This window comes from Micromonospora vinacea (assembly GCF_015751785.1).
Lineage (GTDB): Bacteria > Actinomycetota > Actinomycetes > Mycobacteriales > Micromonosporaceae > Micromonospora > Micromonospora vinacea.
Genome location: NZ_JADOTY010000001.1, coordinates 6320935 through 6343332 on the forward strand (window position 1 = coordinate 6320935; position 22398 = coordinate 6343332).

Here is a 22398-nt window from a genome sequence, read left to right on the forward strand (position 1 = left end):
CGACCTCGGTCCGCCTGACCGAGAGGATGACCATGACCATTCTGATAACCGGGGCAAATGGCACTGTGTCGCGGGAGGTGCTGCGGGAGCTGGCCGGCAAGCAGCCGGTCCGGGCCCTCGTCCGGGACGCGTCGCGCACGCCAGGGCTCGACGGGGTCGAGTACGTCGTCGGCGACCTGGACCGCCCCGCCACACTGACCTCTGCGTTCGAGGGTGTGACGACGCTCTGGCTGCTGATGCCGATGGGCCCACTGGCACCGAGCCAGAGCATGAACGCGGTGTGGGCGGCCCGGCAGGCCGGCGTGCGGCACATCGTCCGGCTCTCCGCGATCGGCGCCGCGCACGACGCGCCCACCCGCAACGGCCGCCTGCACGCGCTCTCCGACGCGGAACTACAGGAGTCGGGCATCCCCTGGACCATCCTGCGGCCGAGTCACTTCATGCAGAACCTGCTCGGCGCCAAGGCCGGTGGGCACCTCTACGGGCTCTTCGGTGACGCACGGGTCGGCCTGATCGACGCCCGGGACATCGCCGCCGCGGGGGCAGCGATCCTCGCCGCGCCGCAGCGGCACGAGGGCATGATCTACACCCCCACCGGACCGGAGAGCATCACGCTGGACCAGGCCGCCGACGAGATCGGCCGCACGCTCGGCCAGCCGGTGCGCTACGTGCCGCAGAGCCCGGAGCAGGCACGCGACGGCCTGCTCCAGTCCGGCCTCGACCAGTGGTCGGCCGAGGTCCTCGCCGAGTACCGGGTCGCCTACGGCTCCGGGTGGGGCGACTTCACCAACGACCATGTCGAGCGAATCGTCGGCCGGCAGCCGCGGACCTTCGCCGAGTTCGCCAGCGATCACCGCGAGCACTTCGCCAGCGCCTGATCCGTCGACAGCCCGGCACGGTGCCCTCCGGCGTGATCCCGCCCGGGGGGCACCTCCATGCGTGCCCGGCTGCTGCCCCTACAGCTCGGGGTGGCCGAAGAGTCCCGGCAGCCCGCCGCTGTGCAGGAAGACGACCCGGTCGCCGCGCGGGAAGCTGCCGGCCAGCAGCGCCGCCATCGCCCGACCGGTGTACGTCGGGTCCAGGAAGACCCCCTCCGTACGCGCGGTCACCTCCAGCGCCGTCCGGGCGGCGTCGGTCAGCGTGCGGTACCCCGCACCCACCTGGGTGCCGTCGATCCGCAGCGCGTCCGGCTCGACCTCGCCGACGAGCAACCCGGCGACGGTCGCCCGGGGGTCCGGCACGGCACCGACATCCACGCCGATCACCCGCTGCGGGCCCAACTCCCGCACCAGACCGGCCATCGTCCCGCCGGAACCGAGCGCCGTCACGACCTCGACCCCGTCGACGGTCGGCAGCTGGGCTCGCAGCTCGCGAGCGCAGTCCACGTAACCCTGGACCGACGCGGGTGAGGTGCCGCCGAACGGAATGACGTACGCCGATCGTCGCTCCGCCTCCACCGCCACCACCTCGGCGAGTGGACGGTCTCCGGCCCAGACGATCTCCGCGCCGGCGAGCCCGTCGAGCAGCAGGTTGCCTCGCCGCCGCTCCGGGAGCGGACCGGCGAGCACCAGCACGCAGGAGAGACCGAGCCGCGCGGTCGCGGCCGCGGTGAGCCGGGCGTGGTTGCTCTGCGGCGCCCCCGAGGTGATGACCGTGGTGGCGCCGGCGGCGATCGCCTGCGCGCAGGCGTACCGCAGCTTGCGGATCTTGTTGCCGCCCCCGCCGAGGCCGGTCAGATCGTCACGCTTGAACCAGAGCTCGACCAGCCCGAGCCGGGCGGCGAGCCGGGGTGCGGCCTCCAACGGCGTCGGCCACGTACCGAGGGGAACGGGTGTGATCATCCGTGCAGCTAAACACTTCGCGGCCCCGCACGCAGCTACCTCGCCGTCGGCGGCTCCGCGGCGGCTATGCCCGACAGGCGGCTGCCCGGGGCAGCGGGCCGACGTCCGCGTGCCGACCGGGACGGAGCGCCGCGTGCCGCTGCCCGGGACCCGCCCCGTCGCGGGCGGCAAGCGCGTCGGCCACCGCTCCGGTGGCGAACGCGTAGATGGACTTGTGCAACACGTCGATGGCGAGTTCGGGGCGGGGCCAGGTCGGCGGGGGCGCCCCCACGCCGGTGGCGTTCTCCAGGATCTGGTCGTTTGTCAGGCGCGCCGCCGTGAACATCGTCGACGCCCAGGCACCGCGCAGCCCGGCCTGTGCCATGACGCTGCGCAGTACACCGACCAGCGCGCCCTGGCCGTAGTGCATCGCCAGGTTCTGCCACCGGGGCTGCTGCCCGGAGGATTCCGGAAGGCCGGTCAGCCTGGCCAGAACCCGGGCCGGCACGTAGGAGTCGGGCCGACCGGTCACCCGCTGTTCGATCTTCTCGGCGGCCGTCATCACCGCCGCCCCGGCCAGGCCCGCCACCAGTCCCTGCCACACCGCTCGCTTCAGCATGATGCAGCCCTACCCCCGGCCCAGGCACCCACACCCACGAATCGTCGCCAGACCCAGAGCCCCAAGTCTCAGCCCACCGCCTGGGTGACCAGGGCCTCCGCGACCTCGCGCACCTTCCGGTTGGTGTCCTGGGAGATCTTCGACAGCAGCGAGAACGCCTCCTCCGACGAGCACCGCCGGCTCCCCATGATGATCCCCTTGGCCTGCTCGATCACGGCCCGACTCCGCATCGCCTCCTGCATCTGTGCGGCGAGCGTGGCGGCGTTCTCGTACAGGTGCGCGTTGGCCAGTGCGACCGCCGCGTACGCGGCGAAGCCCTCCGCGCTGGCGATCGAGGACGGATCGAACGCGTTCGCCGAATCGCTGTAGACGTTGAGCGCGCCGACCGCCGACCCCTGGATGGGAAGCCCGATGGAGAGGGAACTCTCCACACCGGCGGCGCGAGCCCTCTCGGCCCATACGGGCCAGCGCTCTTCGGTGGCCATGTCCGGCACCGAGATGGTGTCACCGCTGGCGGAGGCATCCAGGCACGGGCCCCGGTGCTGCTCGTACTGCCACTCGTCCAGCTCACGGGCCAACTCGCCGGTGAACGCCCCGGTCCAACCGACCCGACCCCGAACCAGGGTGACAGTCACCTCCCTCGTCCCCGGAATGCTCCCCTTGGCGAGCTCGGCGATCCGGAGGAGCATGTCGTCGAGGCTGACCTCATCGAGTCTGACCCGGCCCAGCTCGGCCAACGCATCGGCGGGATCCATCGTCGGCTGCGTCATCGCAGTACGCCCTCCTCGATCGGCGTCCGCCGGAATGGGAAACCTCCGGCGCGGCCGGCACCTCGCCAGATGCCCGGCAGTTCCGCCCTAGGGCGGTCGTCCGCAAGTCGTGGTCCTACCCCCGGAATCACCCGCTCACACCCTGCTGGGGACGTGACGGCCCGGGTGTCCGTCGACCAGCTCAAGCGGGTCGGTTCGCATGCGGCAGGCCATTGCTCGGACGCCTCCGCCGCGCCAACTGGCCCCCGGTAACGTGGAGCGTCATGGCCACCAGCGTCGACGTGTCTCGGGAACTCGCCAGCCTCGCCGATCCACGTCGAGCCGAGGCGTCGAGCCGGTTCCTCCAGATGGTCCCTGGCGGGTACGGCGAGGGCGACCGGGCCCTCGGTGTCTCCGTGCCCGACCAGCGCACAGTGGCCGCCCGGTACTGGCGCGACCTCTCGCTGGCCGAGACGGCGAAGCTGCTCATCGACGGCGCGCACGAGGAGCGGTTGACCTCGCTGCTCATCCTGGTGCGGAAGTTCGCCAAGGGCGACGAGCAGGAACGAGGTCAGGTCTTCGACATCGTCCTGGCCAATACCGACCGGATCAACAACTGGGACCTGGTGGACTCGTCCGCGCCCTACATCGTCGGCCCCTGGCTGATCGACAGGGACCGGAGCGTCCTGGACCGGTTGGCGGAGTCGAGCCTCGTGTGGGAGCGGCGGATCGCCATCATGGCGACCTTCGCCTTCATCAGGGCCGGTGACTTCGAGTGGACCTTCCGACTCGGCGACCGGCTCCTGCACGACCCGCACGACCTCGTTCGGAAGGCGGTGGGCTGGATGCTGCGCGAGGTGGGCAACCGGGACAGAGCGGCGGAGGAGGAGTTCCTCGCCCGCCGCTACCGGGTCATGCCACGGGTGATGCTGCGGTACGCAATCGAGAAGTTCGAACCGCAGCGTCGCCGTGACTACCTGGCCGGTGCCCTCTAGGCGACCGGATCGGCTGGTGGGATCGGGAAGTTCCGGTTGAAGACGTTGTCCGGGTCGTAGCTGGCCTTGATGGTGCGCAGCCGGCCGAGGGTGGGCTCGGGCCAGGCATCCAGCAGTCGAGCCGGATCGGTGTCGCTCTCGAAGCTGAGATACAGGCCGTCGAGGTGCGGGTACAGCTCGGCCCACAGCTTGTCGAGCTGGGGCCGGCGGTCCGGGACAGTGGCGGCGAGCACCGAGAAGTTCTGCTTCCGGTGCGGGTAGGCGGTGGCGTCGCGGGCGATGTCGTTGACCGCCCCGCCGACGGATCGCAACTGCATGATCATCACATCGCCGGATTGGATCATGCTCTCCATGAGGTCGGCCGCCTGCGGAGTGACGTGGTGCAACAGACCGCTGCGGGTGTCCTCAAGCCCTTGCCCCCGGTGCTGGTTGCCCGGTGGCACGACGATCGCCGGGTACGGCGCGAGCTGCGCCTGCTGGTCGAGGATCGGCCCGATCTCCAGGAACGGGCTCAGGGCGGACTGCGCCGCCTCGACGTCGTCACCGGCGTAGACGAGGGTGACCTGGGCAGCCGGCGGGTTGCCCCGGCGGCCCGGGAAGAGGGAGAGGAAGCTCGTCAGCTCCCGTGGGGCATCCTCGACGAGCTGGCCCCACCGGCGCAGCAGTGGGGCGGTGTCGGTCGCGTCCGCGACGAGCTGGGCGTAGACGACCTTGTCGACCTCGTACGCCTCCAACTCGAGCGCGGTGACCACACCGAAGTTTCCACCGGCGCCCCGGATGGCCCAGAACAGGTCGGGGTGATGCTCGTCGTCGACGCGGAGCAGGCGGCCATCGGCTGTGACGATCTCGGCGGCGACGACGTGGTCGATGGTCAGGCCGTGCTTGCGCGCCAGGTATCCGACGCCGCCGGTGGTGGCGAGACCACCGACGCCCACGTCTCCGTAGTCGCCCGAGCTCATGGCCAGGCCGTACGGGGCGAGCGCCTGGGCCACGTCGCCCCACCGGGCACCAGGCTCCAGCCGCACCCGACGGGTCGCCCGGTCGAGCACCTCGACCTTGTGCATCCTCGACATGTCGATGACGACTCCCCCGTCGTTCGTCGACCGACCGCTGATGCCGTGCCCGCCGCTGCGCACCGACAGGGGGACGTCCTGGGTCCGGGCGTACGACACGGCGTCGACCACCTCGGCGGCGTTCTGCGGACGGATCACCAGGGCCGGCGACCCGTGCCTGCTGTAGGTGTGGCGTACCCGCTCGTACTCCGGGTCACCGGGCTCGACGGACCTGGTGGCCAGCGACGAGGGCAGCGCGTCGTAGTCGAGGCCGGGGTGCCGCTCGGCCAGCGCGACGGTCGTGCGGACCGGTCCGGTGCCGACCTCACCGCCGGCGCGCTCCCTGGCGACCGCCTCCCGCAGCGCGGGGGCGATCTCCTGCCCGAGGGTCTGGATGAGGCGTGGGTCGTCGCGGCCGATCAGGAAGGTGCTGAACCCCTCCTCGAGGACCAGCGGAAGAAGCTGCTCGACCCACTGCTCGACGGGTCCCTGGAGGAAGCCGCGGCTGCGCGACGAGACGTCGACGGTGAACAGGTTGAGCAGCCGGCGGATCTCCCGCGGCTCGCGGCCCGCGGCGACGGCCGCCTCGTCGATGAGCCGGTTGGCGGTCACCCGGTCCGGAGATCGCAGGTATTCCAGCGTCGGCAGCCAGCCGTTGGCCTTCTGGCCGGTCAGGGCCAGCATCTTCGGCTGGTACGCGCCGAGCCAGATGTCGATGTCATGCGCCGGCTTCGGGCCGCGCTGCATGCCGGGTACGGGGTAGTACTCCCCGTCCAGCCGCAGCGGTCCGGTGGCGGTGTCGTCCCAGACACCGCGCAGGACGTCGATCGCCTCCCGCAGAGCCGTGACCCCCTGCCCCGCGGTCAGCCGACGAGCGCCCATGCCCTCGATCCCGTCCCAGAAGGCGCCGGCGCCGAGGCCCAGTTCGAAACGTCCGTGCGACAGCCGGTCCAGGCTCGCCGCGGCCCGGGCCAGCACGGCCGGCGGGCGCAGCGGCAGGCTGAGGACGTTTCCCGAGATCCGGAGCCGTTCCGTGCGGGCGGCGACCCAGCTCAGCAGGGTCCAGGTGTCGAGGAACTCCGCGTTGTACGGGTGGTCCTGGAAGGTGACCAGGTCCAGCCCCGCCGCCTCGGTCAGCTCGGCCAGCGCCACCACCTGATCCGGGTCGTGCACTCTCGGCGTCAGGAATGACCCAAACCGGAGTTCGTGCCCGTAGTCCGACATTGCTCCACCATCCACGCAGTCGTTTGATCAACCAATCATGTTGTGCGCCTATCGTTTGTCTAGCAACCTGTCTTCTCGGCCAATCATTCCTGGGCTGCCGCGATGTCCGCTGATGATCAACGTGCCGGCCACTAGCATCGGGACATGTCCGTGACCGATCCCTGCGAGCTGCCGGCCGACCGCCAGCGCGGCTCGACCTTCAGTTGGTCGCTGGGCATGGTGCTGCGCCGCTGGCACGAGCGCGTCGAGGAGCTACTGAAGGACCTGCCGCACGGCAGCCGGGGCTACCACATCCTGGCCGTCGTCGTACACGAGGAGGTGCCCACGCAGGGCGCCCTGGCCGCTCGCCTGGCCATCGACCGGAGCGTGCTGACGTACGTCATCGACGACCTGGCGAACGCCGGTCTCATCGAGCGCAGGCCCGACCCCCAGGACCGCCGGGCCCGACGGGTCGTGGCCACCGAACGCGGCCGTCAGACGCTCGCCGAGGCCGAACGGCGGGTCGCCCACGCCGAGGACCACGTGCTGGGCGGGTTACCCGAGGAGCAGCGCCCGATCTTCCGCGACCTCGCCGCCCGGGCCGCCGAAGCGATCCACGCCGCCGCACCCGCCACGGACCCCTGCGTGGCGGTGCAGAGCGTCCTTCCTCCCGCCGACCAGTCCAGCTGACCCTCGGTCCTGTCGGCGGCGTTCGGCACCAGGACGACCCGCCCCGGTGCCGAACGCCGCCGGGAGACAGCGTCAGCGCTTGCGGCCCACCCCGCCGAAGGCGTCGATGTCGGCCGGTGTGTCGACCGCGTCGTCCGGTCGCCACTGCGGGCACGGCACGACGCCGGGCTCGACCAACTCCAGGCCGTCGAAGAAGCCAGCGATCTGGTCGGGCGAGCGCAGGGTGTACGGCGTCGCCCCACTGTCGTTGTAGTCGTCCTGCGCCTGCTGCATCTCGGCGCTGATCAGGCTCGTGCCGTCGTTCAGTGAGAGGTAGCTGCCGCCCGGCAGCGCCGCCACCAACTGCCGGGTGATCGAGCGGGCCGTCTCGTAGTCGGGCACGTGCCCCATGACTCCGCTGAGAATGAGACCGATCGGCTGCGTGAAGTCGAGCGTCTTGCCGGCCTCGGCGATGACCGCGGCCGGGTCGTGCAGGTCACCGTCGATGTAGGCGGTCCTGCCCTCGGCCGTGCCGACCAGCAACGCGCGAGCGTGCACCAGCACCAGCGGGTCGCTGTCGACGTAGACGATCCGCGCGTCCGGCGCGATCCGCTGGGCCACCTCGTGGGTGTTGTTGGCGGTCGGCAGCCCGGTGCCGACGTCGAGGAACTGGCGGATGCCCGCATCGGCGGCGAGGAACATGATCGAGCGGACCAGGAACTGCCGGGAGGCCCGGGCCACGTCGACGACGCCGGGGAAGACCTGGCGATACTGGTCCCCGGCCTCGCGGTCGACAGCGAAGTTGTCCTTGCCACCGAGCCAGTAGTTCCAGATCCGCGCCGAATGCGGCACCGACGTGTCGATCTTCTGCTGCTCCCCAGCCTCACCCGCCTCGGGCCGGCCGGTCGTCGGCGATTCCATGGTCACGGCGAACCCCCATATCCAACGCGTACGCGACGGCGTCGCGGGACAGCCCGGTCGAGGAAGTGGCCACCCCTGACCGTGCCACGGTATCGAAGGACGGGGATCCACAAACACCCGGTCACTCCACAGAAGACCACACCGTCCCTGAGCCGCGTCCGGCACCGCCCACCTCGGTGCTGTTCGGGTCCGACGACCCGACCGAGTCCGGCTAGCGGGCGCCGCCCCGCGCGCATCGCCGCCCCGCGCCGTCGGTACGTCCCTCCCGCGAGGGAGCGCCGTCCCCTGTCAGCGGGGCCTGCCAGCTGCGGGCCATCGGCAGGATCGGGTGCATGACGACATCGGCATCGATCGTCGGTCGGAGCGTCCACGGCCTGACGTACGCAGTGCTCGGCTGGGCCGTGGCATACGGGGGCGTGCGTCTGGCGTGGACGGTCGGCGAGGCCCCCGAGTTCGGGCGGCTCGGGCTGGACCTGCTCGGCTTCACCGGCTGGTGGTCGGTGGCGTTGTGCGCGGCCGCCGGCGGGCTGGCGGTCGCCCTGGACCGGGTGGCGACCTGGCGGCCCGCGCTCGCGGGGCTCGCCTGGGCGGTCGCCGGAGCGCTGGTCGCGGCAGCCGCGATCCTGCTGCCGGAACTGGTGGGCCTCCTGCTGTTCACCGTCGGCCCGTTCTTCGACCCGCTGGCGTTCGCCAGCCGGCTCGGCTGTGTCACCGGAGCGGCCCTGCTCGCTCTGGCCACCGCGCGCTATCAGCGGCGGACCAGAGGCGACTGCTCGGACTGCTGCCGGACGGTCCCACCGGGCGTGCGACGCTCGGCACCGGCGCGGTGGGCGCGCTGGGCCGCGTGGGCCGCGGTGGGCGGTCTCGTGACCCGTTTCGCGGCCCAGTTCGTGGTGGGGTTCGACCGCGTCGACCAGAGCGCCGCCCTGTACGGGTTGGAGATCGGCCTGGTGCTGGCCGGAGTGCTGTTGCCGCTGGCGCTGGTGTACCACTGGGGTGAGGTCTGGCCGGGGTGGGTGCCGCTGCTCGCCGACCGCACGATTCCTCGTCCGCTGCTGCTGGTGCCCGGCTTCGGGCTCGGCGCGGGCATCGTGGCCTACTTCGGCATGGGGATGGTGCAGGTGTCGTCGGGCTCGCACAGCGAGTTCTCCGACGCATTCCTGTGGGTGGCGATGTCGGCGTACCTCGTCATGGGGGTGGGCCTGGTGATCGGGTCCACCGACTACCACCTGCGCACTCGCAGGCAGTGCGGCACCTGCGGCCGTTGACGGCACCATTGCGCCCGGGCCGATTGCATTGACAGGATTCGTTATACGAATTAGCTTTCTGGGATCACCACCTGGGAGCGCTCCCAATCCTTCCGCCGCCCACTATCCCTGAATCTCGCCGCAGACGAGCCCTCCCGAGGCGTGGAAGCCACCACCACTTCAGGAGGAGTTTCATGAGCAAAAGAAGAGTGACCACCGCCGCCCTGGTGTCGGCCGGCGCCGTCCTGCTGGCGTCGGCGGCGGTCGCCGTGGCGGTGCCGGCCGGGGCCGCAGCCGCCGGCTGCAAGGTGAACTACAGCGTGTCGTCACAATGGCAGGGCGGCTTCGGCGCCAACGTCACCATCACCAATCTCGGTGACGCGCTGACGAGTTGGACGCTGACCTGGAACTACAACGCCGGTCAGACCGTCACGCAGGCGTGGAACACGACACTGACCCAGAGCGGCACTGCCGTCACCGCCAGGAACGTCAGCTACAACGGGGCCATCCCGACCAACGGGACCGTCTCATTCGGATTCAACGGCTCGTGGACCGGCAGCAACCCCGATCCGACCATCTTCGCGTTGAACGGGGTGGGCTGCACCGGTGGCACCGAGCCGACCCCGCCGCCGACGGACCCGCCGCCCACCACCCCGCCGCCCAACGGGCCGGCGGACATCACTGTGAACAGCGCGACCAGGTACCAGACGGTCGACGGCTTCGGGGCCGCGCAGTCGATCTGGGGTAGCGCCTGGTCGACGACGGACACCCAGACGCTCGTCGGGATGGGTGCCAACCAGTTGGGGCTGTCCATCGTGCGGACCGGCCTGTCACCGGAATCCAGCGAGTGGGCGACGCACGTGAACTCGTTGAAGACGGCGAAGTCGTACGGGTCGAACGTGAAGATCCTCGCCTCACCGTGGACCGCGCCGGCGGCGTGGAAGACCAACAACAGTCGGGTCAACGGTGGCAAGCTGAAGACCGACTACTACGACGACTACGCCAACCACCTGAACAGCTACGTGCAGTACATGCGCGGCCAGGGCGTACCCATCGATGTCACCTCCGTGCAGAACGAGCCCGACTGGCACCCGGACTACGACTCGATGGACTGGAGCGGCACCGAGCTGCGCACCTTCGTCCGCGACCAGGGCACCAAGGTGCAGAACACCAAGCTGATGGTGGCCGAGGCCGTCAACATGAACTACAACTTCACCGACCCGACCCTCAACGACGCGACCGCGCGCAACAACATCGGCTACATCGGTGGGCACCTGTACGGCACCGAGGAGTCGGGTCGGCTGCGGCCGTACTCCCTGGCGGAGCAGCACAACAAGCCGGTGTGGATGACCGAGTGGAACCTGCACGCGGCCGACGGTGGCGGCTCCAACATCTGGGGCAACCCCGCCAACACGGCGGTCTGGAACGAGACCCTCGACGACATCATGCGCACCGTGCACAAGTCGATGGAGGCCAACTGGAACGCCTACATCTGGTGGTACGGCAAGCGCTACTACTCCTTCATCGGTGACGGCGAAGCCGCATTCGGCACCACCGCCGGCGCTCCGCTCAAGCGCGGGTACGCCTTCTCCCAGTACGCGAAGTACGTCCGCCCCGGCTACCAGCGGGTCGCCCTGACGAAGAGCTCGAAGGCGTCGCCGCTGGAGGTGACCGCCTACCAGGGGGACGGGAAGATCACCCTGGTGATCCTCAACCGCTCGAACAGCGCGGTCAACAACGCCGTGATCCAGGCCCCGCAGAACGTCAGCCGGGCCGAGCACTACCTCACCTCGCAGAACGCCAACGCGGCCAGCCAACCGACCACCGTGAACGGCGGTCAGGCCACCATCAACGTCGGCGCCCGCAGCATCTCCACCCTCGTCTTCACCCTCTGAGAACTCTGCTCGACCCTGGCACGGTCGGCGTCGCGGGTGCCCCAGCCACGCGCTGGGGCACCCACCTGTCTGACGCCGCCGCCGCGACGGTGCACAGTCGGGACCGGAGCGCGCCCATCAGCCCGGAGGTGTTCAGCGAGCCACCGATCGCGTCGACGGCGTCAGGGAGGAACGAACGGCCGGTTTATGCCCGCCGGGCCGGGTAATTCTCGCCATGGCTGCTGACCGGGGGGACGTCTCCCGCCCCACCGCCGCTTCCGGGCTCGCCAGGGGCGCGGCGACGAAGGCTCGGCGCCGCGCTGGCGAGGCGGGACGGTTGAGGCTGCGGCTGTTCTCCATCATCCTGCTCGTCGCCGCTCAGTGCGGGCTCGCTGCGGCCCTGTCCTGGGGTGTGGCGCACCACCTTCTCGACCGCCCCTCGCCGATCTTCGCGCCCAGCGCGGCCGTCGGGACGATCGTCGCCGCCCTGGGACAGCGGGCTCGACGCACCGCCGAACTGATGCTCGGCGTGGGGGTCGGTCTGGTGGTCAGTGATCTCCTGGTGCGTGTCATCGGCTTCGGGCTGTGGCAGATCGGCCTCGTGGTTGCGCTGGCCATCACCGTCGCCCTGCTGGCGAGCGGGCACAGCGGGGCACTGGTTGCCCAGGCTGGCGGCACCGCCGTGCTGATCGCCACGTTCGCCCAGGCCGAACGGGGCCTCCAGTGGGCGCGGATCGTCGACGCCGCCGTCGGGAGCATCATCGCACTGGTGGTGGTCGCGATCCTGCTACCCATCAATCCGATGCGGATCCTCGAACGCGCCACCGCACCCGTCGTCGCGACACTCTGCACGCAACTGCGGGAGGTTGCCTACGCACTGGCCGAGCGTGACCGAGGCCGGGCGACGCGCGCACTGGATCAGCTGAGTGCCATGGATCCTGACCTGGGTCGTATGCACGAGGCCCTCGGCGGCGCCGAGGAGGTCACAGTGATTGCGCCAGTGCGTTGGCAACGCCGTCACGATGTCGAGCATTACCAGGTAGGTATCCCGCACATCGATCGGGTGAGTCTCGAGGCCCGCGAGTTGGCCCGGTGGGCGGTCACGACACTGGAGTACGACGAACCGGTGCCGAAGGAACTCCCGGCAGCCGTGGAGAAGATCGCCGAGGCGGTGTACCTGCTCAGGCGGGAGGCTCGGGCGGGTCGACCCTTCGACCAGACGTACGCGGCGGTGTTGGACGGCGCGCGACTGGCCGGCCATGCCTATCGCAAGGGCAGGAAGCCGTTCTCCGACGCGATGGTGATCCAGCTACGCACGATGGCCAGCGACCTGCTCCGCGCGACAGGCTCCGAGCCCGAAACTGCGAACCGGATCGTACGCGAGGCCAGCACGGTTTAGGTCAGGGTCACGCCGTCGGCCAGGACCCTGCTGGCGGTGACCTCCGTCAGGTCATGTCCTGAGCCTGGCGAGGTCAGCTGAGCACTCACCGGACAGAACCTGACAGCAGGTCGAATGTCGGTGAAATGACTTATCGGCCACTCGACTTGTCGGCCGACAGCGGCGGCGCCGTGCTCTGCCGCACCACGAGCTTGGGGACGACCAACGGCAGGCGCTGCGGCACCGTGTCGTCGATGGCCTGGGTGACGGCGGTGATGGCCCGTCGACCGACAGCGTCGAAATCCTGCTGGATCGTCGTCAACGGCGGGATGAGGTAGGGCGCCTCGGGGACGTCGTCGAATCCGACGACGGAGATGTCCTCTGGCACTCGTCGCCCGCGCTCGTGCAGCGCGCGCAGCACGCCGATGGCCATCTGGTCGTTGGCAGCGAACACCGCGGTGGTCCCGCGCATCGCACCGACCCGCAGCCCGGCGACGTACCCGCTGTGGGCTCTCCAGTCGCCCTCGACCGGCTCCGGCGGGCGTAGCCCTGCGGCACTCATCGCCTGACGCCAACCTTCGAGGCGGGCGCGGGCCTCCGCCCAGTTGAGCGGGCCGCTCACGTGGACGATCTCCCGATGTCCGAGTTCGAGGAGGTGGTCGGTGGCCATCCGGGCGCCGAGCACCTGGTCGACGCCGACGGTCACGCTGGCCCTGGACAGGTCGCCCTCCACGACGACGAAGGGGACACTCGAGCGCGTCATCCGCACCACCTCGAGCGCCTCGTCGTTGCCAGCGATCATCACGACGCCCTCCACGCCGACGCGCATGAGGTGTTCGGTGGCGTCGCTGAGCGCCCGTACCGTCACCTCGGACAGGCTCACCGAGGTGGCGAAGTAGCCGGCGGCGCGGGCGGCGTCCTCGACGCTGCGATGGATGCTCGTCGGGCCGAACAACGTCCTGGCCGTGCCGATGATGCCGATCATCCCGGACCGTCCGCGCACCAACGCGCGGGCGGCCGTGTTGGGGCGGTAGTCGAGTCGTCGGATGGCCTCGAGGACCCGTTCCCGCGTCTCGCGCCTGATGCTGGGTGCCCCGTTGATGACCCGGGACACCGTCTGGTGTGACACGCCCGCCAGGCGAGCGACGTCGGCCATGACCGGTGGCCGGTCGGCCGCTGTCACAGCGGCCTTTGCGTGAACTCGCACTGGCGGGCCGTCCGTTCTTCCATGGAATCAGTTTCTCGTGGGCCTCGTCCGTTCGTGGCCGTCAGTGTGAGTGACGGGGCACCGCGCTGCCGCTGCCACCGACGAGGAAGTCGAGGTCCGCGCCGCTGTCCGCCTGTAGGACGTGCTCGCTGTAGAGCCGTACCCAACCCCGGTCGGCCACCGGTCCCGGAGGCTGCCAGGCGGTGCGGCGGTGGGCGAGTTCCGCGTCGTCGACCAGGAGGTCCAGGCGGCGCGTCGGAACGTCGACGGAGACCAGGTCGCCGGTGCGTACCAGGGCGAGAGGGCCGCCCACGGACGCCTCCGGCGCCACGTGCAGGATGCAGGTGCCGTAGCCGGTGCCGCTCATGCGCGCGTCGGAGATCCGCACCATGTCCGTGATGCCGTCGGCGAGCAACCGTCGTGGCATGGGCACGTTGCCCACCTCGGGGAAGCCGGGGTAGCCCCGCGGCCCTGCGTTGCGGACGACGATCACCGTGTCGGGGGTGACGTCGAGGTCCGGGTCGTCGGCGGCGACGACGTACTCCTCGATCCGGTCGAAGACGAGCGCCGGGCCGGTGTGCGTGAGGAGGTGGGCGGAGGCGGCGGAGACCTTCAACACCGCCCCGGACGGCGCGAGCGACCCGCGCAGCACGACGGTGCCCGAGCCGGCGGGCTGGAACGGCTCCTCCATGGTGCCGATGACGTCCCGGTTCCAGCACTGGGCGCCGTCGACGTTCTCCGCCACACTCCTGCCACTGACGGTCACGTGGTCCATGTGCAGCAGCGGGGCGAGCTCCTTCATCACCACCGGCAGGCCGCCCGCGTAGGCGAAGTCCTCCATCAGGTACTTCCCGGACGGCATGAGGTTGACGAGCATGGGCACGTCGGCGGTGAGGATGTCGAAGTCCTCCAACGACAGGGGGACACCGAGGCGCCCGGCGATCGCGAGCAGGTGTACGACCGCGTTGGTGGAGCCACCGATCGCGGCGTTGACCCGAACGGCGTTCTCGAAGGCCTGCCTGGTGAGCACCGAGGACAACCGTTGGTCCTGTTCGACCATGGCGACGATCCGGCGTCCGGCGGCGTGCGCGAGCGCGTACCGCCGGGAGTCGACAGCCGGCACGGCGGCCGCCCCCGGCAGCTGCACGCCCAGCGCCTCGGTCACACAGGCCATCGTGGACGCCGTACCCATCGTCATGCAGTGGCCCCGGCTGCGGGACATGCCGACCTCCGCCTCGGAGCAGTCGGCCGCGGTCATCCGGCCGGCCCGCATCTCCTCGGTGAAGCGCCAGACGACAGTGCCGGAGCCGATGTCCTGGCCGCGGAACTTGCCGTTGAGCATCGGGCCGCCGGTCAGCATCAGGGTCGGCAGGTCGACGCTCGCCGCTCCCATCAGCAGGCCGGGTGTGGTCTTGTCGCAGCCGGAGAGCAGGACCACCCCGTCGAGCGGGTTGGCGCGGACCGACTCCTCCAGCTCCATCGCCAGCAGGTTGCGGTAGAGCATGGTCGTGGGTCGCATCAGCGGCTCACCCAGGCTCATCGCCGGGAACTCCAACGGCAGGCCCCCGCTCTCCCACACGCCCCGCTTCACCGATTCGGCCAGGTCGCGCAGGTGGGCGTTGCAGGGCGTCAGCTCCGACCAGGTGGTGGCGATGCCGATCACCGGGCGACCGTCGAAGACGTCGTCCGCGAACCCCTGGTTGCGCATCCAGGACCGATGGATGAACCCGTTGCGGCCTTCCGCACCGAACCACTCCCCGCTGCGCAGCGGTCGATTCGTCGTCGACATCAACACACCTCTCTGTCATCCGTCCGGCCGCGTCCTGCGCGGCGATCAATGCGCGTGTGGTGGATTGGTTGGTGGTAGCGGCGCGACCTACCGGAGGCCTCCGACGGACAGGCCGCCGCGCCAGTGTCGTTGCAGGCTGAAGAACGCGATGATCAGCGGGATCACGGACACCAGGGAGCCCAGGATGATGAGGCTCCACAGCGAGGTGGTTCCCGCGTTGTTCGCGGACGCGATTCCCTGCCAGAGGCCGAGGCCGACGGTGACCGGGAAGAGCCGGTTGTCGGAGAGCATGGCCAGGGGCAGGAAGTAGTTGTTCCAGGACGCCACCGCCGACAGGAGCAACACGGTGACCACCGCGGGACGCATCAGCGGAAGGGCGATCTGGATGAACGTCCGGATCTCCCCCGCGCCGTCGACCCGCGCCGCGTCCAGGAGTTCGTCGGGCACCGCGTCGCGTGCGTACACGTGCATCAGGTAGACGCCGAACGGGTTGAGCAGCGACGGGAGGATCACCGCCCACACCGTGTTCGTCAGGCCGAGCCGGGAGAACATGATGAAGGTCGGGATGACCAGGGCGGTGGCGGGCACCATCAACGCGCCGAGCACGACGGCGAAGCTGAAGCGTCGGGCGGCGAACCGGTACTTGGCGAACCCGTAGCCGGCCATGACCGCCAGGATCGTGGCCCCGACTCCGCCGGCGATGGCGTACAGCGTGGAGTTGAGGATCCACCGCAGGTAGATGCCGCCGTCGTAGGTGAAGAGCTGCCGCAGGTTCCCGAGGTAGTCGATCTGGTCGGTGAACCAGAGGGTGTTGCCGCCACCGAACAGGCCGGGCGCGTCCTTGGAACTGTTGACGATGACCCACCAGAACGGTACGAGGAAGTAGATCACCAGGAAGCCGAGGAGGATCTGAAGGGGGAGATAGCGCTGCGGTCGGCGGGCGCCGGCGCGGACGCTGGTGTGGTCGGTCATCAGAGGAAGCTCCTCCGCTTGCGGGTGAAGAACAGGAAGGCGTACACGCAGATGAACACGATCCCGCCGAGGGCGAAGGAGATCGCGGACCCGTAGTTGAAGTTGGCGAGCGAGAACGCCTGTTGGTACGCGTACATGTTCGGGGTGAAGTCCGAGCCGATCGTGCCCGCGGCGAGGTACCGCAGGATCTGCGGTTCGTTGAAGAACTGCAGGGTGCCGATGACCGAGAAGACCAGGATCAGGATCAGGGCGGGCGCGATCAGCGGGATCTTGATCCGCGTCGCGATCTGCCACCGCCCGGCGCCGTCCATCCGGGCCGCCTCGTAGAGCGTCGGGTCGACGCCCTGCAACGCCGCGTACAGGATGATCATGTAGTAGCCGGCCCACTGCCAGGTGACGACGTTGAGCAGCCCGTAGAAGATCAGATCGCTGCTGAGGAAGTCGGGCGCGGTGGCGCCGAACAGCCCGAAGATGTCGGTGAGCGGGCCGAAGCCCCGGCTGTAGAGGAACCCCCACATCACGGCCCCGATGACGGTGGGGATGGCGTACGGCAGAAAGATCATGAGGCGGGAGAAGCGAGCGAACAGGGTGGTCACCGAGTCCAGGATGAGGGCCAACGCGAGCGCGATGATGATCTGCACCGGGATCGAGACCAGCGAGAAGCGGATGACGAACCACGCCCCGGACAGGAAGCTCGGGTCGGTGAACGCCTTCACGTAGTTGTCGAAGAGAACGAAGCTGGTGCCGCCGATCAGCTTCTTCTGGAAGAGACTGAGGTACAACGCGTACGCCAGCGGCGCGATGAGGAACGCCAGGAACACCACCCCGAACGGCCCGACGAAGAGCCATCCCATCAGGTGTTCGCGAAGGTGTACCTTGCCACGGATCTTGCGCGTTTCAGGCTGTGTACGCGCTGCGCGCTTCTCGGTCAGGGATGTCATCTTGGTCTCCGGGACGTGGACGCTGAGAGGTGGCGGGTGGGCCGGCCGGCGCATTGCCGGCGCGGCCCACCCAGCCGGTCACTGAACGGTGAAGCCTTGTTCCTTGGCGTACTTCGCCACGTCCTCCTGGAGCCGGTCGGCAGCCTGCGATCCGGTGATGGACCCCTTGATGACCTCGCTGACCTGCTTTTCCATGGCGTCGAGGTAGTACTGGCCGAAGGGGGCGTACTGGACGCCCTGGTAGGCGTCGGCGGCGGGGACGTAGACCTCCTTGTTCGCCTGCTGGCCGCCGAAGAACGCCACCTTCAGGTCGACGAACGCGGGATCCTTGAGCGCCGTGAGGTTCAACGGGAAGATGATCTGGTTGGTCCAGCCGTCGGTGAGCGACTCCTTGTCGGCGTAGAGCCCGTAGGCGACCTTCGCGGCCAACTCCGGCTTCTTCGCCTGCTTGGTCACCGAGAACGCCGACCCGCCCCAGTTCACCTGCACCGGGTTGGCCGAATCCCACTGCGGCAGCGGCGCCACAGCGAACTTGCCGGTGTCCTGGCCCTTGCCGACGCCCGCGCCGGTGAGGTAGCCGGGTGCCCACGCCGCCGAGATGTACGTCGCGTAGTTGCCGTTGATCACGCCGGAGATGTACTCCGGGGTGAACTGGTTTTGCGTGCCGACCAGGCCCTTCTTGGCCAGGCCGCCCCAGTAGTCCAGCACGTCCTTGGACGCCTGGTCGTTGAGCTTCACACCGATAGCGTTCGGCTGCGCCGGATCGGAGGTGAAGGGCGTGGCGCCCTTCTGGATCTGGAGCGCCATCAGGACCGCCGGGACGTTCGCGCCGAAGTCCCCGAAGAGCGGACCGCCAGCGTCCTTCACCTTCTGGGCGGCCTGCTCGTACTCGGCCCAGGTCTTCGGCGGGGTGATCTTGTACTTGTCGAAGATGTCCTTCCGGTAGATCATGCCCATCGGGCCACCGTCGACGGGTACGCCGTAGACCGCGTCGCCTACCGACACGTCCTTCCAGGCGCCCTCGCTGTAGTTGGCCTTGACCGCGTCGTAGCCGTACTGCTTGATGTCGACGAGCGCGCCCTGGATCTGGAAGGTCGGGATCCGGTCCGCCTCGACCATGATCACGTCAGGCGCGCCGGTGCCCGCCGAGATGGCCGTCTGGAACTTGTCGTACTCGTCGCCGCCCTGCCCGACGTTGGTCCAGCAGACCTGTACGTCGTCGTGCTGCTTGTTGAAGTTGTCGACGACGAGTTGGGTGTTGGGGTACCAGCCCCACATCGTCACGACCGGCACGTTCTGCTTGGTGATGGTGTTCGTGCAATTGCTCGCGTCGCTGCCGCCCTCATCGGAGGAGCAGGCGACGAGGCCGGTCCCCGCCGCGAGCATGGCTACCGTGGCGAGTATCCGTCTTCTCTTCATTGAGATGGTTCCCTTCGGCGATGGCGGTGCACTGCATCCATACGCTGGCGGGCGCCACCGGGGCAGGAAGCCCTGCTCCCGGTGGCGTCGCCGGCGAAGGCTCCTAGCGCTTGAACAGACGCGGCGCCAGGTCGATGAGGTTCTTCTGCCACACGTCCCAGCCGTGCGGCCCCGGGGTGACCCCGTCGAACTCGTAGCGGATACCGAGGTTGTCCAACGTGGTCAGCGACGTCATGAAGCTCGGGTACACGAAGTCGGTCTGGTCACCGACGTACAGGCGCAGCATCTTGGTGCCGTTGTTGATCGCCTCCACGTCGACGCCGGTGCCACTCCCGAACCCGGCCGAGAAGGCCGCGACGTAGGCGAACTCGCCCGGGTAGGCCCGCAGCACCCCGAACGCCTGCCCGCCGCCCATCGACAGGCCGGCGAGGGCCTGCTGGGACGGGTCGCTGGAGATGTGGTAGCGGGCACGGGCCGTCGGAACGATGTTCTCCCGCAGTTCCCGGTTGAAGTTCGACGAGTTGCCGTTGCCCATCACGACGACCATCGGCGTGAGATCGCCGTCGAGGTACTGGTGGTCGAGGATCTGCTTGGCGCGGCCCATCTCAACCCAGTCCGTGTAGTTCTGGCCACCGCCGTGCTGGAGGTAGAGAACGGGGTACGGCTGCGCCCGGCCCGGGTCGTACCCGGGTGGGGTCCACACCAGCGCGGTGCGGTCCTGGCCGGCCACCGTGCTGGTGTAGGTCATGCTCTCGACCTTGCCGCCGCGACCGGCGGGCACGTCCGACAGCAGTCGGGCGCCGGGCCCGGGGATGAAGAAGGTGCTCCACATCGGCTCGGTGGTGACAGTCGTCGGGTTGGAGGTGTCCTTGACCGCGACCCGGTCCACGATCAGCCGGTAGTAGTAGAACCAGGGCTTCAGCGGACCCACTGTTGCCCGCCACCGGTCACCGTCGCGCGTCAGTGGCAGTCGCAGCCAACTGCCGCCCGGCGCGACGTTCGCCCAGACCGTGACGTGCTGGGCGTCAGCGAAGTCCGTGGTCGTCTCGAAGGTGACGAACCCGTCCTCACTGATGAAGGGCGTCGGGGTGGTGCCGGCCGGTGGCGGGGTGAACTCCCGCTTGAGCGGCTGGTGACCGGGGCTCGGCCCGTGGTCCGCCACGTGCCGGAACACCCGCGGCACGAAGTCGACGAGGTTCTCCTGCCAGGTGGTCCAGGTCGCGCCGCCGTCCGGGTTGACCCCGTCGAACTCGAACCGGACGTCAGCTCGGGTCAACGCCTTCGTCAGCCGGTAGGTGGGGTTGTACGCGGGATCGGTGACGTTACCGGTGTACAGGCGCAGCAGCTTGACGCCGCGGTTGATCGATTTAGCGTCCTTGCGGTCGATCTCCGGAGCCGACGTGCCCGAGAACGAACCGACGTGGCCGAACTGACCCGGCCTGGTGAGCGCTGCCCGCAGCGCCTGCGTGCCACCGTCGGACACACCCGCGATCGCCTGGTGCGCCGGATCGCGAAGGACCCGGTAGTTGTCGGTGACCGCCTTCCGGAGGTCCTTCAGCTCCTTGTCGTCCGAGGCGTCGGCGTCGTTGATCACCACCACCATCGGGCTCATGGCGCCCGCGGCCGAGAGGTTGTCGAGGATCTGCTTGGATCGACCGAGGTCGAGCCAGTCGGTGGCGGCCACACCGTCACCCGACTGCAGGAAGAGCGCCGGGTATCCCTTGGAGCCCTTGGCCGCGTAACCCGGTGGCGTCCAGACCAGGGCGGAGCGCTGTGCGTTCCTGGTCCGATAGGTCAGCGTCTCGATCTTCCCGCCGGTGCCGGCCGGCGCATCGACCAGCCACCGGGCCGAGTCACCCGCGATGAAGAAGGTGCTCAGGAGCGGGTTGGACGTGACACCGGTGCTGTTCGTCGGGTCCTTGATGGTCTTGGTGTCGTCGGCGGTGAGCTGGTAGTTGTACAGCCCGGGCTCCAGCGCGCCGAGAACACCCGACCACACGTCACCCCGGCGGGTCAGACCGAACTCCGCCCAGCTGGCCGACGGGCCGAAGTTTCCCTCGACGACGACCTGCGAGACGGTGCCCAGGTTCTCCTGGACGTACGCCGCGGGAACGGCGAACGTGGCGTAGCGGTCCGCGGAGACGTTCAGCCACGGCGTGTCAGCCGCTGCCGGTTGCGGCGCGAGGAGCACCGCCGCGGTGGCGATGACCCCGGCGGTGAACGCCGCCGAGAGCCGCCGACGTACGCCCAGACGGCGTAAACGCCCGTGATACTGTTCGGTAGCCACACTCCACTCCTTTCACGTGCCGGCAGCGGATGCGACCCGACTGGCCGGCTCAACTCAACTGTGGATCTGCCGTGTGGTGCGTGCACCTCCTTCAGGCCGCTGCCACGGCCACACCTGACCTGATCGCTCTGTCCGGAGCGATCAGGCCTGCGCGCCCATGGGTGGATGTCATGGTCGTGCCGCGCTCGTCGGTGGTGCCGTCGAGCTGCGCACGACGAGGCTGGTCGGAAGCACGATCTGGCGAGGCTCGTCCCACTCGCCGGTCACCAGTGACTTCAGCATCCGGGCGGCTTCATACCCGAGCTGGTACATCGACTGGTCCACTGTGGTCAGACCCGGTTCGGTCAACGCCGACTCGGGGATGTTGTCGAACCCGACGACGGACAGGTCCCCCGGCACGGAGAACCCCAGCTCCCTGGCGACCTCCAGCACCTTGAGGGCCATCCCGTCGCTCGCCGCGAAGATCGCCGACGGCGGGTCCGGTCGTTGCAGCAGGACGCGCGCCAAGGGAGTCGCCGACTCGGGGTTGAAATCCCCCCGGCCGATCAGCGTGGGGTCGACCGGGACGCCGGCGTTGGTCAGCGCGGCCCGGTAGCCCTCCTCCCGCGACCAGGCCGAGGCCAGGCTGTCGCGGCCGGCGATGAACCCGATGCGTCGATGGCCCAGGCTGAGCAGGTGCTCGACAGCGGTGGTGGCGCCCGCGAGATTGTCGGCCGTCACCGAGGGCGCCGTCGAACCGCGCACCGGGTCGATGGCCACGACCGGAGTCCGGCTCCGGACCTCACCCCAGGGCGTGACGACGATGCACCCGTCGGTGAGGGTGCCCGACAGGCGGGTCAGGTGCCGCTGCTCCCAACCCTCCGAATACGACCCGTAGAGGTCGCTGTTGGCGTAGATGATCAGGTCGAAGCCCGAGCGGCTCAACGCCTTCATCACGCCCTTGAGGACCTCCGCCGTGTACGACTGGAAGCTGTGCGCCACGAGGCCCAGAACGTTGGTGCGGCTGCGCCGAAGGCTCGTGGCCACCAGGCTCGACTCGTAGCCGAGCTGCTCGATGGCGGAGCGCACCTGAGCGACAGTGCGAGCGCTGACGCCGTAATGCCCGTTGACGACGCGCGAGACGGTGGCGGTGGAAACGCCGGCCGCTCGGGCGACATCACTCATGGTTACCGGCGCATTGACTTCAATCATGCCGCTCTCTCTGGACTGCAATCGTTATCGGTTACGTTTCCAGGGTGTTGCCAACGTAACTGAGA

18 protein-coding genes are annotated in these 22398 nt (G+C 69.3%); 6 read left to right on the forward strand and 12 right to left on the reverse strand.

Annotation, left to right across the window (positions count from 1 at the left end; all coding sequences use genetic code 11):
* Window positions 1-32: 32 nt before the first annotated feature.
* Entirely contained in the window at window positions 33-878 is an 846-nt protein-coding gene (locus tag IW249_RS29550; protein ID WP_196923779.1) for an NAD(P)H-binding protein, read from the forward strand.
* Between the two features lie 78 nt (window positions 879-956).
* On the opposite strand, the gene IW249_RS29555 is transcribed toward IW249_RS29550, so the two are convergent.
* The 3 genes from IW249_RS29555 to IW249_RS29565 all read right to left on the reverse strand — a co-directional run bounded on the left by IW249_RS29555 (window position 957) and on the right by IW249_RS29565 (window position 3209).
* Window positions 957-1841, reverse strand: coding sequence for a pyridoxal-phosphate dependent enzyme (locus IW249_RS29555; protein WP_196923780.1), 885 nt, complete (start codon window positions 1839-1841; stop codon window positions 957-959).
* 64 nt (window positions 1842-1905) lie between these two features.
* Complete coding sequence (locus IW249_RS29560) at window positions 1906-2439, reverse strand: hypothetical protein (protein WP_196923781.1); 534 nt, start codon at window positions 2437-2439, stop codon at window positions 1906-1908.
* Window positions 2440-2507: 68 nt separating this feature from the next.
* Window positions 2508-3209, reverse strand: coding sequence for a GAF and ANTAR domain-containing protein (locus IW249_RS29565; RefSeq protein WP_196923782.1), 702 nt, complete (start codon window positions 3207-3209; stop codon window positions 2508-2510).
* A gap of 263 nt (window positions 3210-3472) precedes the next feature.
* On the opposite strand from IW249_RS29565, the gene IW249_RS29570 reads away from it, so the two are divergent.
* A complete protein-coding gene (locus IW249_RS29570; protein WP_196923783.1) occupies window positions 3473-4183 on the forward strand; it encodes a DNA alkylation repair protein in 711 nt (236 codons plus the stop codon).
* Here IW249_RS29570 and IW249_RS29575 read toward each other — a convergent pair.
* Window positions 4180-6459 carry an LLM class flavin-dependent oxidoreductase gene (locus tag IW249_RS29575; RefSeq protein WP_196923784.1) on the reverse strand — a complete coding sequence of 760 codons (2280 nt, stop codon included), beginning with the start codon at window positions 6457-6459 and terminating at the stop codon, window positions 4180-4182. The two genes, IW249_RS29570 and IW249_RS29575, sit on opposite strands and share 4 nt — an antisense overlap.
* 144 nt (window positions 6460-6603) lie before the next feature.
* On the opposite strand from IW249_RS29575, the gene IW249_RS29580 reads away from it, so the two are divergent.
* Window positions 6604-7128, forward strand: coding sequence for a MarR family winged helix-turn-helix transcriptional regulator (locus IW249_RS29580; protein WP_196923785.1), 525 nt, complete (start codon window positions 6604-6606; stop codon window positions 7126-7128).
* Window positions 7129-7200: 72 nt separating this feature from the next.
* On the opposite strand, the gene IW249_RS29585 is transcribed toward IW249_RS29580, so the two are convergent.
* Window positions 7201-8028 (reverse strand): SAM-dependent methyltransferase, encoded by an 828-nt coding sequence (locus IW249_RS29585; RefSeq protein WP_196925008.1) that lies wholly within the window; start codon window positions 8026-8028, stop codon window positions 7201-7203.
* 332 nt (window positions 8029-8360) lie between these two features.
* On the opposite strand from IW249_RS29585, the gene IW249_RS29590 reads away from it, so the two are divergent.
* The 3 genes from IW249_RS29590 to IW249_RS29600 all read left to right on the forward strand — a co-directional run bounded on the left by IW249_RS29590 (window position 8361) and on the right by IW249_RS29600 (window position 12548).
* Window positions 8361-9296, forward strand: a complete 936-nt coding sequence (locus IW249_RS29590; RefSeq protein ID WP_196923786.1) for a hypothetical protein — start codon at window positions 8361-8363, stop codon at window positions 9294-9296.
* 173 nt (window positions 9297-9469) lie between these two features.
* A complete protein-coding gene (locus tag IW249_RS29595; RefSeq protein ID WP_196923787.1) occupies window positions 9470-11170 on the forward strand; it encodes a cellulose binding domain-containing protein in 1701 nt (566 codons plus the stop codon).
* Window positions 11171-11384: 214 nt separating this feature from the next.
* A complete protein-coding gene (locus IW249_RS29600; RefSeq protein WP_231392700.1) occupies window positions 11385-12548 on the forward strand; it encodes an FUSC family protein in 1164 nt (387 codons plus the stop codon).
* A 130-nt stretch (window positions 12549-12678) separates the two neighbouring features.
* Here the strand turns inward: IW249_RS29600 and IW249_RS29605 are convergent, their stop codons facing one another.
* The 7 genes from IW249_RS29605 to IW249_RS29635 form a co-directional block, all read right to left on the reverse strand.
* Complete coding sequence (locus tag IW249_RS29605) at window positions 12679-13683, reverse strand: LacI family DNA-binding transcriptional regulator (protein WP_196925010.1); 1005 nt, start codon at window positions 13681-13683, stop codon at window positions 12679-12681.
* Window positions 13684-13795: 112 nt separating this feature from the next.
* Window positions 13796-15523 (reverse strand): IlvD/Edd family dehydratase, encoded by a 1728-nt coding sequence (locus IW249_RS29610; protein WP_196923788.1) that lies wholly within the window; start codon window positions 15521-15523, stop codon window positions 13796-13798.
* Window positions 15524-15610: 87 nt separating this feature from the next.
* Window positions 15611-16495 carry a carbohydrate ABC transporter permease gene (locus IW249_RS29615; protein ID WP_196923789.1) on the reverse strand — a complete coding sequence of 295 codons (885 nt, stop codon included), beginning with the start codon at window positions 16493-16495 and terminating at the stop codon, window positions 15611-15613.
* A complete protein-coding gene (locus IW249_RS29620; RefSeq protein WP_231392701.1) occupies window positions 16495-17349 on the reverse strand; it encodes a carbohydrate ABC transporter permease in 855 nt (284 codons plus the stop codon). The genes IW249_RS29615 and IW249_RS29620 overlap by 1 nt, the downstream gene beginning before the upstream one ends.
* A gap of 165 nt (window positions 17350-17514) precedes the next feature.
* Window positions 17515-18855, reverse strand: coding sequence for an ABC transporter substrate-binding protein (locus IW249_RS29625; RefSeq protein ID WP_196923791.1), 1341 nt, complete (start codon window positions 18853-18855; stop codon window positions 17515-17517).
* 103 nt (window positions 18856-18958) lie between these two features.
* On the reverse strand, window positions 18959-21142 hold the full coding sequence (locus IW249_RS29630) for an alpha/beta hydrolase-fold protein (RefSeq protein WP_196923792.1): 2184 nt from the start codon (window positions 21140-21142) through the stop codon (window positions 18959-18961).
* A 168-nt stretch (window positions 21143-21310) separates the two neighbouring features.
* Window positions 21311-22333 carry a LacI family DNA-binding transcriptional regulator gene (locus tag IW249_RS29635; RefSeq protein ID WP_196923793.1) on the reverse strand — a complete coding sequence of 341 codons (1023 nt, stop codon included), beginning with the start codon at window positions 22331-22333 and terminating at the stop codon, window positions 21311-21313.
* Window positions 22334-22398 lie beyond the last annotated feature (65 nt).